Origin of the sequence: Neptunomonas japonica JAMM 1380, assembly GCF_016592555.1 — a bacterium.
GTDB classification, from domain to species: domain Bacteria; phylum Pseudomonadota; class Gammaproteobacteria; order Pseudomonadales; family Balneatricaceae; genus Neptunomonas; species Neptunomonas japonica_A.
The window spans coordinates 648,123-662,833 of record NZ_AP014546.1 but is presented as its reverse complement, the minus strand read 5'-3'; the positions used below and the strand labels follow the sequence as shown (position 1 = coordinate 662,833).

Genomic DNA, 14,711 nt, shown 5'->3' with positions numbered 1-14,711 from the left:
CCTTATCGTATTGTTCCAGCCAGCAGAGGAACGAAATTTACATTTTCGATAATACGGGTTTTATATTCAAGATCACTTTGACGAGTGATCAGCTTTAACTGTTGTTGCTCTTGCCCTACCGGAATGACTAAAGACCCACCAATAGCAAGCTGTAGTAATAATTCTTCAGGCACTTGTTCTGGCGCTGCGGTTACCATAATAGCATCGAAGGGAGCCTTAGAAGGCCACCCCATACCACCATCAGAGTGCTGCAAATGTACATTTTTCAAGCCCATCTGACGTAAGCGCTCTTTCGCCTTATCTTGTAACGGCTTAATTCGCTCGACTGAAAACACCTGATCAACTAGCTGCGCTAATACTGACGTTTGATAGCCTGAGCCTGTACCTACCTCAAGAACCCGCTTCAAAGGACCTGTAGACACAAGTACCTCTGTCATCTTAGCCACAATATAGGGTTGTGAGATTGTTTGATTAAAACCGATGGGTAGTGCAGTATCTTCATACGCACGATGCGATAACGCTTCATCAATGAAAATATGCCGAGGGGTTTCACGTAAAGTATTTAACACCCCTTCATCACTGATGCCTTGCCCTTTAAGCCGGCTGATTAGACGGTCACGAGTGCGACGAGACGTCATGCCAATGCCTTGAAGGTTAATATCATTCACAACAAGCCCTCCAACCATTCTCCCAAATCATCCATGCCTGAATATAACGTCATATCAATGTGTAAGGGAGTAATCGACACAAATCCATGCTCAATAGCATAAAAGTCAGTTCCTGGCTCTTTATCAACAGCATCACCGGCACCTGCAACCCAATAGCGTATTTTCCCTCTTGGATCAGCAACAGCCTCTGGTTTTCCTGCCGCCGCCCTATGCCCGAGGCGAGTAATATGGACACCTTTAATTTCAGAAAGAGGTAAGTCAGGAACATTTATATTTAAAACAGTTCGTGCAGGTAAAGCTAGCTGACTAATCCTTTGCACTATGCTTTTAGCAATTTCAGCGGCTGTAGAAAAGTGCTGCGGATTATGACTAGCCAGTGATATGGCAACCGGCGGTAACGAGAGAGCTCTCCCTTCCATCGCAGCGGCTACCGTACCTGAATAGATAACATCATCACCTAAGTTTGCACCAGAGTTAATACCAGAAACAACAATGTCAGGTTCCATACCGAATAAACCGGAAACACCCATATGGACACAATCAGTTGGGGTACCATTCAAGCTAACAAAACCATTATTCTCATGGCGATGAGCATCGACAGGGCGAGTAAGTGTTAACGCATTACTTGCACCACTTCGATTCCTATCTGGAGCAACAACTTGTATCTCGGCCACCTCAGACAATGCTAACGCAAGTGCTTCAAGACCTGGAGAAAATACACCATCATCATTTGATATAAGAATCTTCATCGCTATTTATCTTCTATTCCAGCCGTCAAAGGTTCACACAATTCTCTGAGCACGCTTGTGGCAAAAGCCCCTGCAGGAAGTGAAAAGCTCAGCAACCACTGCCCATCTGATTCTTTAACTGCTCTTAATCCTTCCGGTATCAATCGTAACGCGCGACGCTCTTGTTGCAAACCTAAATGCTCAAGACGCTCGGTGACGCTCTCCCATGGACGGACAACCTCTCCTTCCCACTCAGCGGCTTCTCCCTGCACAAGCGTTGAACCTCGCCCCCACAAAGGACCACTTAAATGTATATCATGCTCTTTCAGCCTTGAGAGCAAACTCTCATCAGCTGTTTCGGCAAGAAAATGACTACGTGAACCACTTAACATCATCATATCGCCCGGTAATACACTATCCCATAAATTTTGGGTAATGCGCTGCGAAACTATATGATTAAACAACCAAGAGCGAACAGCTGAAATATATAAACCTTTTTTATGCCTTTGGCGCTCTTTAAACTCACCATTAATCAGCGCTAAACCTTTGGTCAAGTTACCACCGCCATGCCCAAAGCGTTGCTCACCAAAATAATTAGGTACGCCCGCTTTTATTTTTTCAAGCCGCCCAACAAAGTCGTCTTCATTTGTCAGGTTTCTCAAGCGAATAGAGAAGCGGTTACCTAGTAAAGCACCTAGCCTAAGTTTTCTTTGATGCCTTACAGATTCAAGTACATGAATCGACTCACCACCAAAAAGAGCCCAATTTATTTTACGTGTAACCGGCAAGCGTACGCTAAACCACTGCTCTGTAACGGCGTGACGATCTTTTTTACCGGCATAGCCGACATCTTTAATAGGGATTTGGCAGAACTTAGCTAACAGCTTTGCTACCCAATCTGTATTCTCTCCAGTTTTACGAATAAGCAGAAACTCATGCTCCCCCTCACCTTCCGCACTAAATGAAGGAATTTCAACAACATGAAAATCTTCAGGTAACTGACGAATAGTGGCTTGGCTAGTAGGTGGGTTGTACAGATAGCGGTACTGGGTAGGCAAATCCATTCTTAGTTCTCAATAGCTTCAACAGATGGTTCAACAAGCTGATAAAAGGTTTCCCCCTCACGCACCATTCCCTGATCACTGCGGGCGCGCTCTTCTATAGCAGAAAGACCTTTTTTCAAATCGGTCACTTCCGCTTCAAGCTGCCTATTCCTCATTTGCAAACGCTCATTCTCATCAACTTGAACAGCGATCTTTTCCTGCAAATCTAATATATGAAAAATATTAGCATCACCGAACCAGAGTCGATACTGAAGGCCTAAAAGAATTAAAAGCAGTAATGCAATAAACCAACGGAACACAGCTTACCTCAGAGTCTAAAAAGGGGGCCTAAGCCCCCTTCTAAAGGTATTCAAGCGTTATGCTTGACCCTTGATTTCTGCAAGACCGTTATACACAGCCTTCTCACCTAGCTCTTCTTCAATACGCAACAAACGATTGTACTTAGCAACACGATCCGAACGACATAATGAGCCCGTTTTAATCTGTCCGGCTGCAGTACCCACTGCTAAATCAGCAATAGTGGTATCTTCTGTCTCACCTGAACGATGTGAAATAACAACAGTAAAACCAGCATCTTTAGCCATTTTGATAGCGTCTAGTGTTTCAGACAATGAACCAATCTGGTTGAATTTGATTAGGATAGAGTTACCGATGCTTTGCTCAATACCACGGCTTAAAATCTTAGTGTTAGTAACAAAAAGGTCATCACCGACTAGCTGAACTTTATCGCCGATTTTTTTAGTCAGATATGCCCAACCATCCCAATCAGACTCGTCCAAACCATCTTCGATAGAAACAATCGGATAGTTTTCCGTCAGCTCAGCCAGATAGTCGCTGAAACCTTCAGCATCAAACACCTTACCTTCACCAGAAAGGTCATACTTGCCATCTTTATAGAACTCAGAAGCAGCGCAATCAAGTGCTAGCGTTACATCTTTACCTAACTCATAGCCTGCATTTGAAATAGCTTCTTTGATAACAACCAACGCTTCTTCGTTTGATGCTAGATCCGGTGCAAAACCACCTTCATCACCTACCGATGTACTTAAACCTTTCGCTTTAAGTACAGCTTTCAATGAATGGAAAATTTCAGCACCGCAACGTAAACCGTCAGAAAACTTAGTGAAGTTAACTGGTTGAACCATAAATTCCTGGATATCAACGTTGTTATCAGCATGCTCTCCACCGTTAATGATATTCATCATCGGTACTGGCAATGAGAACTGACCTGCTGTTCCATTGATCTCAGCAATATGAGCATATAAAGGAATGTTCTTTTCTACTGCTGCCGCTTTGGCTGCCGCTAAAGAAACCGCCAAAATAGCATTCGCACCTAAATTTTCTTTATTCTCGGTTCCGTCCAAGGCCAGCATTGCATTATCCAATGCACGTTGCTCGGTAACATCCATACCCACTAATGCATCACGAATAACGCCATTAACAGCGGCCACTGCTTTCAAGACACCTTTACCGAGGTAACGAGATTTATCACCATCACGCAATTCCAATGCTTCACGCGAGCCAGTCGATGCTCCAGACGGCGCACACGCAGAGCCAACAACACCAGATGCTAAAATAACGTCTGCTTCAACTGTTGGGTTACCACGAGAATCCAGCACTTCACGTGCTTTGATATCGGTAATCTGAGCCATTCTTTCTCTCCATTATTCCTAAAACGATGTAAATCTCAGTACGCTAAATTACTTAACGGCGTGCCTGTTCAGTTATTGCTGCTTCGATAAATCCAGTAAAGAGCCCATGCCCATCACGTGGCGAAGAGGTAAATTCTGGATGAAATTGGCATGCCACAAACCAAGGATGATCAGACACCTCAACAACCTCAACCAGCTCACCATCTACAGAGCGGCCCGAGATGCTTAACCCAGCATCTTCTAAAGCCGACACGTAGTTATTATTGACTTCATAGCGATGACGATGACGCTCAACAATGTCAGTACTACCGTAAGAAAGTGCGGCGGTAGAGCCTTCTTTCAAATGACACTTTTGCGCACCAAGTCGCATTGTCCCACCTAAATCAACTTCTGCGTTACGCACTTCAACATCACCTTCTTCCGTGATCCATTCAGTAATTAAACCGATCACTGGATGCTCAGCATTTTTATCAAACTCGGTAGATGTAGCACCATCTAGTTTGGCTACATTACGTGCAAACTCAATAACAGCGACTTGCATTCCAAGACAGATACCCAGATAAGGGACTTTATTCTCGCGCGCATATTGTACTGCAGATATTTTACCTTCTACACCACGCTCGCCAAATCCGCCAGGCACCAAAATAGCAGCCGCATCTTTTAAAATTTCTACGCCTTCACGCTCAACGCGCTCAGAATCAATATATTCAATACGTACTTTTTTGCGTAACTGAATACCGGCATGTGAAATCGCTTCTATAAGCGACTTATAGGCATCCAGTAATTCCATGTACTTACCAACCATAGCGATTTTAACTTCGCCTTCAGGGTGGAGATGAGCATCAGCAACCGCTTTCCATTCACCAAGATCTGCAGCGGGAGCATCCAAGTTAAAACGCTCAACAACAATATCATCCAGGCCTTGGTCACAAAGCATTTCAGGGATGTCGTAGATAGTCTCCGCATCTGGCATAGAAATAACAGCACGCTCTTCAACGTTAGTGAAGAGTGACAGTTTACGACGTGCTGAATCAGGTATAGCTTTCTCAGAACGACAGACTAAAATATCAGGCTGAATACCAATTGAACGCAACTCTTTTACAGAGTGCTGAGAAGGTTTTGTTTTAATTTCACCGGCTGTAGCAATGTATGGAACCAATGTCAGGTGCATAAACATAGCACGAGAAAAACCGACTTCAGCTTTCAACTGGCGCACCGCTTCCAAGAACGGCTGTGATTCAATATCACCAACCGTACCGCCAATTTCTACTAACGCAACATCTACATCACCTGCACCCTCAACAACACGGCGCTTTATCTCATCAGTGATGTGCGGGATTACCTGAACAGTTCCCCCCAGGTAGTCTCCCCGGCGTTCTTTATTCAGTACGTGCTGATAAACACGTCCCGTCGTAAAGTTATTACGTTTATTCATAGTGGTACGAATAAAGCGCTCATAATGCCCAAGATCAAGATCCGTCTCAGCTCCATCTTCCGTAACGAACACTTCACCATGCTGGAAAGGGCTCATCGTACCAGGATCGACATTAATGTATGGATCGAGTTTCAACATAGTGACTTTTAAGCCGCGTGCTTCCAAAATAGCTGCAAGCGAAGCGGATGCGATGCCTTTGCCCAATGAGGACACGACACCACCTGTGACGAAAATGTAACGCGTCATGTGGAACCTGTTTTAGCTGAAAGTGAGGAAAAAAAACTAACCAAAGATGGGGCTACAGGGTAGCAAAGAATGGGGCTTTCGACAATCAGAAAGGCTCCCATCTTAGAGAGAACCCTGGCAATTCAGAAGGTGAAACACTCCACCCTTCACAGACACATATGCCCGGGATGGCAACGATCTCATTTTCGATCATGCAAACAGGCCAATTTTCTCTTTGCCAAGGAGGAATTGAAGCTTCTTGAAAAAGCTTTTTAAGCGACTTGGTGCCTCGACCAACAGGCTTACAGTGCATTCCATCCTTTCTTTGAACACAAATAAGCTTATCTAATGTTTTCAAGCAACTGCTACCTGAAATCTCACTTTCCACCGTAAGAATACCCGCCTTTCTCTTGTGCTGCCCTTCACTCAAAGATTGAACGTTTGGCTCTTTCTCAGATACAAGATTAGCGCATAGATATAAGTCTTTACGGTAGCGGCGTAGAACCCCAGTCTTTAAAATAAGTTCTGGGTTTTTATCCAACCCCGATTGAAAAAAGTTCTGCTCTAGCTGTAAAAGTTGAACTTCATTTAAAGGCTCACCTTGCTGTGTATAAATCCACCGACGAATCAGCGCCTTTCGCTTACCTACAGTCAAAGACGCAAGCATCAAGCCATTAAGGACACGTTCACTGAGCATCAAGCCTGCAATCTCTTCATCAAGATATTTATCAAGCAGCTCCCTGTCCTGATACAACAGCCGGCTAGTCGATGAAAATCGCTCCACCACATTTGGCCAGCGCTGTTTCAAAACAGGGAGAACATTTAATCGTAGAAAGTTTCTATCATAGGTATCTTGTTGGTTGGTCGGGTCTTCCACCCAATCCAATTGATGCATATGCGCATAACTCTCAATATCAGCGCGTGATACAGACAGTAAGGGACGTACAATATCATTAGCACCCAACTTTCTGCTTGTAGGAATGCCTGCAAGCCCACGCAAGCCACTACCTCTTAATAAACGAAACAATATCGTTTCTGCTTGGTCATCAGCATGATGCGCCAACAACAGCCCATCACCATCCTGCAAAAAATCTTTAAAGGCAAGATAGCGTGCATCACGTGCTGCCGCTTCGCCATTGTTCTCAGGGAACACGTCAATTTGGCTAAATGGCAAGGAAAGGTCTTCAGATTGGCTTTTACAGAAAGTGGACCATTCATCCGCACTACTCTGTAAATGATGATTAATATGAAGCACGTGAAGCATACTAGAAGGAAGATTCGATGCTGCTAGATGTAGCATCACAATCGAATCGAGCCCACCACTTAAAGCAATAACCCATCGCTTAGCAGGATATTGATTAATTGACTCTAAGAAATCAGCAATCAATGGTAGGCGACTCATCTTTTAACACTTACGCAGACGTTAATCCGTAGGACATTAAACGGTTATAACGACGTTCAAGTAACTCATCAACAGACAAGCCCTCTAGATTTGACAAGGAGTCGATCAATGACTGCTTCAAATCTACGCACAATGCTTCAGGATTACGGTGTGCACCTCCAAGAGGCTCAGGTACCACCTTATCAACCAAACCCAGCTCATGAAGGCTAGCAGAAGTAATACCCATGGCTTTAGCTGCATCGGAAGCTTTTTCTGCACTCTTCCACAGAATAGATGCACAACCTTCAGGCGAAATCACTGAATAAGTAGAGTATTGCAGCATCATTAGTTCATCACAGACGCCAATTGCTAATGCGCCACCGGAACCGCCTTCGCCAACTACCGTTGAAATAATAGGCGTTTTCAATTGCGACATTTTAGCAAGGTTGTAAGCAATCGCTTCACTCTGCCCGCGCTCTTCAGCATCAATACCAGGATAAGCACCTGGCGTATCGATGAAAGTTAATACAGGCATCTGGAAACGCTCAGCCATCTCCATCAGACGTAACGCTTTACGATATCCTTCAGGGCGTGGCATACCAAAGTTACGACGCACCTTTTCTTTGACTTCACGACCTTTCTGATGACCGATAACCATCACTGGACGGCCATCTAATCGAGCTACACCGCCAACAATAGCAGCATCATCGGAAAAATGGCGATCCCCATGAATCTCTTCAAAGTCATCGAACATCAGCGACAAATAATCTAACGTATACGGACGTTGAGGGTGACGTGATAATTGAGAAATCTGCCAAGCGGAAAGATTTGTAAAAATAGATTCCGTTAAACTGCGGCTTTTTCCTAACAGCTTAGTTAGCTCATCAGTAATGTTGATCTCTGTGCCATCACCAACCAGTCTTAACTCTTCAATTTTGGCTTCGAGCTCTGCTATAGGCTGCTCAAAATCCAGATAATTCGGATTCATTCGATTCTTTCCGCTTAATCATTAAATAAATATGACAAATTTAGAGTGCAGATTTTACAGTTACCCTAGCAGGATAACCACCCTATTCAGTACTCTAGCATGATGCTTTCGTCACCAAAATGCTCTTTCAACGCCAAAATCAGCTCATCTGAAGGATCAACTCTCCAGTTATCTCCAAGTCTAACAGCTCCAGCGGCATCATCTCTTTGATATTCTACGGCAACCGGCAAACCCTCCGCAGAACTATACGTCTGTAAAATATTCTCGAACTGCTTTAAATACCGACCAGAGAGCATCTTGTGGGCGGATTTTACTTTAAACAACGAAGCATACTGCGTTCTTGCCTGTGAAATGCTTGATAATTTATTACAACGAACCTTGAGACCGCCTGAATAATCATCTTGGTTAACCTCACCCTCCATAATGACAATCGTGTCCTTGACCGCCCAATCACGAGTTTGCTCATATATTTCACCGTAAAGTGTAATATCGATACGTGCAGAGCGGTCATCCAATGTCAAAAAGCAAAGAGAATCACCACGTTTAGTTTTCTTCACTCGCTGATCAACAATTAAACCCGCTATCTTTTGCTGCCTACCGCGCGCCGGTTGCAGATCTACAATCTTTTTAGAGACAAAGCGGCTAAGCTCCTTGTCGTACTCATCAATAGGGTGGCCAGTTAGATATAAACCAAGCGTATCTCTTTCACCTTTAAGCCGCTCTTTATCAGACCAAGTGCGTACCCCTTTATAATCTTCGTAAGGATCACGAGGCTGCTCAGCCTCCACCTCTCCAAACATATCAAAGATACCAGCACTTTGATTGCGCTCATTCTGGCCTGCTGTACGTAAACCATCACTAATCGCAGCCCAAAGAACAGCCCGATCGGCTCCCAATTTATCTAATGCGCCGGACCTAACAAGCGCTTCTAATACACGCTTGTTAAGCTTCTTAGCACCGACTCTTTTACAGAAATCAAAAAAATCTTTAAATTCACCAGCGCCATCATTGCGCGCTTTAATAATAGACTCTATGGGGCCTTCTCCAACACCCTTAATGGCCCCAAGCCCATAAACAATTTTACCCTCCTCATTCACCGTAAACATATACTCGCCAGAGCACACATCTGGTAATTCAGGCGGCAACCCCATTGCTCGGCAATCTTCAATAAAGATAACGACTTTTTCAGTATTCTGCATATCGGCAGACATTACTGCGGCCATAAAAGGAGCTGGGTAGTGCGTTTTTAGCCAAGCGGTCTGGTAAGAAACTAAAGCATAAGCGGCTGAATGTGATTTGTTAAAACCATAGCCAGCAAATTTTTCAACCAGATCAAAAATATTTCCGGCAAGGTCTCGATCTATATTGTTTTCTTCGCACCCAACCAAAAAGCCTTCACGCTGCTTCGCCATCTCTTCCGGTTTTTTCTTACCCATAGCACGACGTAGCATATCGGCACCACCGAGCGAGTAGCCTGCCATAACCTGAGCAATTTGCATTACCTGCTCTTGGTAAAGAATAATTCCATAGGTAGGTTCTAGCACTGGCTGCAAGCTATCTAACTGATAATCAGCGTGCGGCCAAGCCATTTCAGCTCGCCCATGCTTACGATTGATAAAGTCATCTACCATGCCTGACTGCAAAGGTCCGGGACGGAACAAGGCTACCAGAGCGACAATATCTTCAAAACGAGAAGGTAAGAGACGTCGAACCAAGTCTTTCATACCACTAGACTCTAGCTGAAACACAGCCGTTGTGTTTGCTGACTGCAGTAGGTCAAAAACCGTTTTATCTTCCAAAGGTATTAATGAAATATCGAGAGGCTCTTTATCCTCTTTAGCACGAATACCATTAATTGTTTTCATCGCCCAATCAATGATGGTAAGTGTGCGCAAACCTAGGAAGTCAAACTTAACGAGGCCCGCTTCTTCAACATCATTTTTATCGAACTGTGTAACTAATCCATGACCTTCTTCATCACAATAGGTTGCTGAAAAATCAGTGAGCTTCGTTGGGGCGATAACCACACCGCCCGCATGCTTACCAACGTTTCTGGTCACCCCCTCCAGCTTGTAAGCCATCTCCATAATTTCTTGAGCTTCTTCACTGCCTGAGACAAAATCGCTCAAAGCAGGCTCCTGCTCCATTGCTTTATTCAGCGTTATTCCTACTTCAAAAGGAATCAACTTAGACAGCTTATCAGCTAAACCAAATGGCTTACCCTGCACACGCGCCACATCTCGAACCACAGCTTTGGCAGCCATCGTACCAAAGGTAATAATCTGTGAAACTGCATCACGCCCATAAGTTCGTGCCACATAATCAATAACCTGATCACGATTATCCATGCAGAAATCGATATCAAAATCGGGCATTGAAACACGTTCTGGGTTAAGAAATCGTTCAAACAGAAGGTCGTATTCTAATGGGTCTAAATCAGTAATTTTTTGTGCATAGGCAACTAATGAACCGGCACCAGAACCACGGCCCGGCCCGACTGGAATATCATTATCTTTCGCCCATTGTATGAAGTCCATAACGATCAAAAAGTAACCGGGAAAACCCATTTGAGTAATGATTTCTAACTCAAAAGTCAGGCGATCGTCATATGCTTTGCGCTTTACTTCATACTCGGGATCATTTTTATCTAACAGAACTTCCAAGCGCTGTTCAAGACCGTCTTCTGAGACCTTACAGAAAAACTCATCCATCATCATCCCTTCAGGAACAGGGTACTTGGGGAGATAATAGGTGCCTAAATCTAGTTCAATATTGCAACGTTTAGCTATCTCAACAGTATTTTCTATTGCACTTGGAATGTCGGAGAAAAGCTCAACCATCTCTTCCGCAGTACGAAAATACTGTTGTGCTGAGTAATTACGGGTCCGCCTAGGGTCTTCTAACGTGCGACTTTGGTTAATACATACTCGTGCTTCGTGCGCGTCAAAATCTGATTCTTTGAGGAACATAACTTCATTCGTCGCAACTAGTGGGCACTGTTTAGCTAAGCCCAAACGAACGCTCTCAGAAACAATGATATCCTCTCTTGGGCGTCCTGTTCTTTGAACCTCTAAATAGAAACGGTTAGGAAACATTTGCATCCATTCATCTAGAATAGCCTCAGCCATTCCATTACCAGAAATCATGGCTCGTCCAACTTCGCCTTCACGTGCACCGGATAATGCTATAAGCCCTTCTGATTTTTCTATTAGCCACGACTTTTTAACCAGAGCTTTATCTAAAATAAAACGCTGCCCTTCGGCATAAGCTCTAGAAATTAACTCCATCAAATGTCGATAACCTAGTGCATTTTGTACCAACAAAGTAACGCGATAAGGTTCAGCCTCATGGTCATTTTCATTAAGTACCAGTATGTCAGCCCCACATATGGGCTTAATTCCAGCGCCCGATGACGCCTTAAAAAACTTTACCAAGGCAAATAAATTAACCTGGTCCGTCATCGCTACTGCGGGCATACCTGCCTCTTTTGCCGCCGCAACTAAGCCTTTAACACGCACTAACCCATCAATTAGTGAAAATTCGGTATGTACACGCAAGTGTATAAATGAGGTTGAAGACATACTCTTCCTATTATTTAGCTGAGGCTTCTAGAAGCTGTGCAACTGGACGAAACGATTTCCTATACTCAGGAAGAGGACCATACATTTTTAAGGCACTCATATGTGCGGCGGTCGGGTAACCTTTATGCTTATTAAAACCGTACTCTGGATGTAGCTCATGTAGTTCATACATCTCTTTATCGCGCACCACTTTTGCCAGAATAGAAGCAGCACTTATCGCTTCGACTTTAGAGTCTCCTTTGACAACCGCCTCACAAGGGTATAAAAGTTGTGGGCATCGATTGCCATCTATCACCACATAGTCAGGTGGAATATTCAAACCCTCAACTGCTCGCTGCATAGCGAGCATACTCGCGTGGAGGATATTTATTTGATCAATCTCATCAGGCGACGCATAAGCGACATGCCAAGCCAATGCGTTTTCAACTATTTCTATATATAAAGCGTCACGCTTCTTTTCTGTTAGTTTTTTTGAGTCAGCCAATCCATGAATTTTATAATTAGGATCTAAAATAACAGCCGCGGCAACAACATTACCAACTAAGGGACCACGACCCACTTCATCGACACCCGCTACCTTTCCATAATGGGAGAAATCAAGAGCTATTGATTGCATGTTAAAATACCTCGCTGCTGCAAAAGCGAAATAACGGCGTCTGCGGCTCTCTCATCTGCATCCAACTTTAATTGTTGATTAATTTCTGTAAAGCGCTTATCAAGCAAAGCTTGATAAGCCTTATCTTGGAGTGCTTTCTCGAGCTCTTCTGCCAATCGCGCTGGCACTACATCATTTTGAAGCACTTCAGGGACTAACTTCTCATCTGCCAAAATATTGGGTAAAGATATAAACGGCGTTTTTATCATGCGCGAATAAATAGCATACGTTAAGGATGCCATTTTATAAGCAACCACCATCGGTTTCTTCAACAATGTTGCTTCTAGAGTCGCGGTTCCTGAAGCAATCAATATGGCATCCGCCGCTGCCATTGCTTCTCTAGATTGATTCAAAAACAAACGCACATTAAGCCCTGAAAATTTATCATCAAGCAGTTTTTGAAGTGACTCCTGCCGCTTAATATTGGCCGCTGGAAGAAGAAATAATATATCGGGGTATTTTTTTGTAAGAGTTCTGCTGCCTGCAAAAAAGGCTCAGCCAAGTACTTTAACTCGCCACCACGACTACCTGGCAAAAGAGCAATTACTTTTGTTGTATTCGCTATTTCAAACTGCGTTCGCGCTTCTAGCAAGCGCGAGTCATTCGCAATGAGATCAGCTAAAGGATGCCCAACAAAAACAACATTTTGCTTTGTCGGTTTATAGTGCTGAGCCTCAAAAGGAAACAAGGCTAATACAAGATCTGTAGATTCTTTAATCTTATATATGCGCTTTTTCTTCCATGCCCAAACAGACGGACTAACATAATGAACCGTAGCAATACCAACGGCTTTCAGTTGATATTCTAATTTTAAATTAAAGTCAGGGGCATCAATACCAACGAACATGTCGGGTGGATTCTCGATCAAACTATTGCTTAGTTTCTTTCGGATTGACAATAACTCAGGCAAGCGACCCAAGACCTCAACGAGCCCCATCACTGATAACTTATCCATGGGAACGACTGAGTCAAAACCTTGGGCGCACATCAAATCCCCACCGATACCATAAAATACGGCATCGGGATAACGTTTTTTAATTGCTTGAATCAGGCCAGCTCCGAGAATATCGCCTGAGGCTTCTCCAGCGACCATTGCAATGCGCAGTTTGGTCACATAGCCTCCTAGCGAATAACTCCTCGAGATGAGGCTTGTAGAGAATGAATAAGAGGAAGTATTTCCGCAGTATTTACAGCCATCTCCCTGAGGTGCTCTAGTGCTTGCTCAGAGGTCAGTTTTTGGCGATAAATAACCTTATAGGCTTGTTTTATCTTCCGCACTACTTCTGAACTGTAGCCCCTACGCTTCAACCCTTCCGCATTTATGCCATGTGGTTTTGCTGGATTTCCAGTAGCCATCACATAATCAGGAATATCTTTAAGGACCACCGTGCCGGCACCGCACATTACATGAGAACCGATATGGCAAAATTGATGAACGGCAGTAAACCCGCCTAAGATCGTATTATTGCCCACGTGAACATGCCCCGCAATTGCTGCATTATTTGCAAGAATCACGTGATCACCAACAACACAATCATGCGCTACATGTGCATAAGCCATAAACAAATTATGGTTACCAATTTTTGTCAGTGCTTGATCCTGCACGGTTCCTCGATGAATAGTACAACCTTCGCGAAACACATTGGACTCCCCCACTTCAAGATACGTTTTCTCACCAGCATACTTTTTATCCTGGCAGTCTTCACCAATAGACGAAAACTGAAAGATCTGGTTATTAGCACCTATCTTAGTCGCACCTTTAACCACAACATGCGAAGCAATAGTCGTACCTTCCCCAATTTCTACATCAGGGCCAACATAAGACCAAGGACCAACGCTGACGTTATCTGCCAGCTTAGCTCCAGGGTCAATAATGGCTCGTGGATCAATCACTTATTTACACCTTTCGATCAGCACATAGAATTGTAGCTGAACTAACCATATCACCATCAACCGTTGCTTTCACCGCAAACTTCCAGATTCCTCTCTTTTCTGAAAGGATGCTTGCTTCAAGCTTAAGCTGATCACCCGGAACAACGGGGCGTTTGAAGCGTAATTTATCGGATCCAACAAAATAGTAGATAGACCCGTCCTGAGGTTTTTTATCCATGGTTTTAAAACCAAGGATACCAGCAGCCTGCGCCATTGCTTCAACAATCAACACACCCGGCATAACAGGATGTTCTGGGAAATGACCATTGAAAAATGGTTCATTCACCGTCACGTTTTTAAGGGCTACGATGGACTCTCCAGGTGTGATTTCAAGAACCCGATCAACCAATAAAAAGGGGTAGCGATGAGGGAGGTATTCCCTAATTTCATTAACATCCATTA

The 14,711-nt window shown here is 43.9% G+C and carries 12 protein-coding genes and 1 pseudogene; all 13 read right to left on the bottom strand.

Annotation, left to right across the window (positions count from 1 at the left end):
- Positions 1-2: 2 nt before the first annotated feature.
- Entirely contained in the window at positions 3-686 is a 684-nt protein-coding gene (locus NEJAP_RS03025) for a protein-L-isoaspartate(D-aspartate) O-methyltransferase (protein ID WP_236591040.1), read from the bottom strand.
- Positions 665-1,417, bottom strand: coding sequence for a 5'/3'-nucleotidase SurE (gene surE / locus NEJAP_RS03020; RefSeq protein ID WP_201349238.1), 753 nt, complete (start codon positions 1,415-1,417; stop codon positions 665-667). The genes NEJAP_RS03025 and surE overlap by 22 nt, the downstream gene beginning before the upstream one ends.
- Positions 1,418-1,419: 2 nt before the next feature.
- On the bottom strand, positions 1,420-2,460 hold the full coding sequence (gene truD, locus NEJAP_RS03015) for a tRNA pseudouridine(13) synthase TruD (RefSeq protein ID WP_201349237.1): 1,041 nt from the start codon (positions 2,458-2,460) through the stop codon (positions 1,420-1,422).
- Positions 2,461-2,462: 2 nt separating this feature from the next.
- Positions 2,463-2,759 (bottom strand): cell division protein FtsB, encoded by a 297-nt coding sequence (gene ftsB, locus NEJAP_RS03010; RefSeq protein WP_201349236.1) that lies wholly within the window; start codon positions 2,757-2,759, stop codon positions 2,463-2,465.
- Positions 2,760-2,816: 57 nt separating this feature from the next.
- A complete protein-coding gene (eno, locus tag NEJAP_RS03005) occupies positions 2,817-4,112 on the bottom strand; it encodes a phosphopyruvate hydratase (protein ID WP_201349235.1) in 1,296 nt (431 codons plus the stop codon).
- A 52-nt stretch (positions 4,113-4,164) separates the two neighbouring features.
- Complete coding sequence (locus tag NEJAP_RS03000) at positions 4,165-5,793, bottom strand: CTP synthase (protein WP_201349234.1); 1,629 nt, start codon at positions 5,791-5,793, stop codon at positions 4,165-4,167.
- An 85-nt stretch (positions 5,794-5,878) separates the two neighbouring features.
- Complete coding sequence (gene tilS / locus NEJAP_RS02995; RefSeq protein ID WP_201349233.1) at positions 5,879-7,174, bottom strand: tRNA lysidine(34) synthetase TilS; 1,296 nt, start codon at positions 7,172-7,174, stop codon at positions 5,879-5,881.
- A 10-nt stretch (positions 7,175-7,184) separates the two neighbouring features.
- On the bottom strand, positions 7,185-8,141 hold the full coding sequence (gene accA / locus NEJAP_RS02990; protein ID WP_201349232.1) for an acetyl-CoA carboxylase carboxyl transferase subunit alpha: 957 nt from the start codon (positions 8,139-8,141) through the stop codon (positions 7,185-7,187).
- 86 nt (positions 8,142-8,227) lie between these two features.
- On the bottom strand, positions 8,228-11,722 hold the full coding sequence (gene dnaE / locus NEJAP_RS02985; RefSeq protein ID WP_201349231.1) for a DNA polymerase III subunit alpha: 3,495 nt from the start codon (positions 11,720-11,722) through the stop codon (positions 8,228-8,230).
- A 10-nt stretch (positions 11,723-11,732) separates the two neighbouring features.
- Positions 11,733-12,338 (bottom strand): ribonuclease HII, encoded by a 606-nt coding sequence (gene rnhB, locus NEJAP_RS02980; protein WP_201349230.1) that lies wholly within the window; start codon positions 12,336-12,338, stop codon positions 11,733-11,735.
- Positions 12,326-13,470 (bottom strand): annotated as a pseudogene (gene lpxB, locus NEJAP_RS02975) (lipid-A-disaccharide synthase). The gene rnhB and the pseudogene lpxB overlap by 13 nt, the downstream one beginning before the upstream one ends.
- Before the next feature lie 29 nt (positions 13,471-13,499).
- Positions 13,500-14,270, bottom strand: coding sequence for an acyl-ACP--UDP-N-acetylglucosamine O-acyltransferase (gene lpxA, locus NEJAP_RS02970; protein WP_201349229.1), 771 nt, complete (start codon positions 14,268-14,270; stop codon positions 13,500-13,502).
- A 4-nt stretch (positions 14,271-14,274) separates the two neighbouring features.
- Entirely contained in the window at positions 14,275-14,709 is a 435-nt protein-coding gene (gene fabZ, locus NEJAP_RS02965; RefSeq protein WP_028468107.1) for a 3-hydroxyacyl-ACP dehydratase FabZ, read from the bottom strand.
- Between the last annotated feature and the right edge of the window lie 2 nt (positions 14,710-14,711).

What these genes read in the sequence shown, in the direction of transcription:
- tilS (WP_201349233.1), bottom strand. Translation starts at nt 7,174, where the DNA reads ATGAGTCGCCTACCATTGATTGCTGATTTCTTAGAGTCAATTAATCAA.
- accA (WP_201349232.1), bottom strand. Translation starts at nt 8,141, where the DNA reads ATGAATCCGAATTATCTGGATTTTGAGCAGCCTATAGCAGAGCTCGAA.
- eno (WP_201349235.1), bottom strand. Translation starts at nt 4,112, where the DNA reads ATGGCTCAGATTACCGATATCAAAGCACGTGAAGTGCTGGATTCTCGT.
- NEJAP_RS03000 (WP_201349234.1), bottom strand. Translation starts at nt 5,793, where the DNA reads ATGACGCGTTACATTTTCGTCACAGGTGGTGTCGTGTCCTCATTGGGC.
- truD (WP_201349237.1), bottom strand. Translation starts at nt 2,460, where the DNA reads ATGGATTTGCCTACCCAGTACCGCTATCTGTACAACCCACCTACTAGC.
- NEJAP_RS03025 (WP_236591040.1), bottom strand. Translation starts at nt 686, where the DNA reads ATGGTTGGAGGGCTTGTTGTGAATGATATTAACCTTCAAGGCATTGGC.
- fabZ (WP_028468107.1), bottom strand. Translation starts at nt 14,709, where the DNA reads ATGGATGTTAATGAAATTAGGGAATACCTCCCTCATCGCTACCCCTTT.
- surE (WP_201349238.1), bottom strand. Translation starts at nt 1,417, where the DNA reads ATGAAGATTCTTATATCAAATGATGATGGTGTATTTTCTCCAGGTCTT.
- rnhB (WP_201349230.1), bottom strand. Translation starts at nt 12,338, where the DNA reads ATGCAATCAATAGCTCTTGATTTCTCCCATTATGGAAAGGTAGCGGGT.
- dnaE (WP_201349231.1), bottom strand. Translation starts at nt 11,722, where the DNA reads ATGTCTTCAACCTCATTTATACACTTGCGTGTACATACCGAATTTTCA.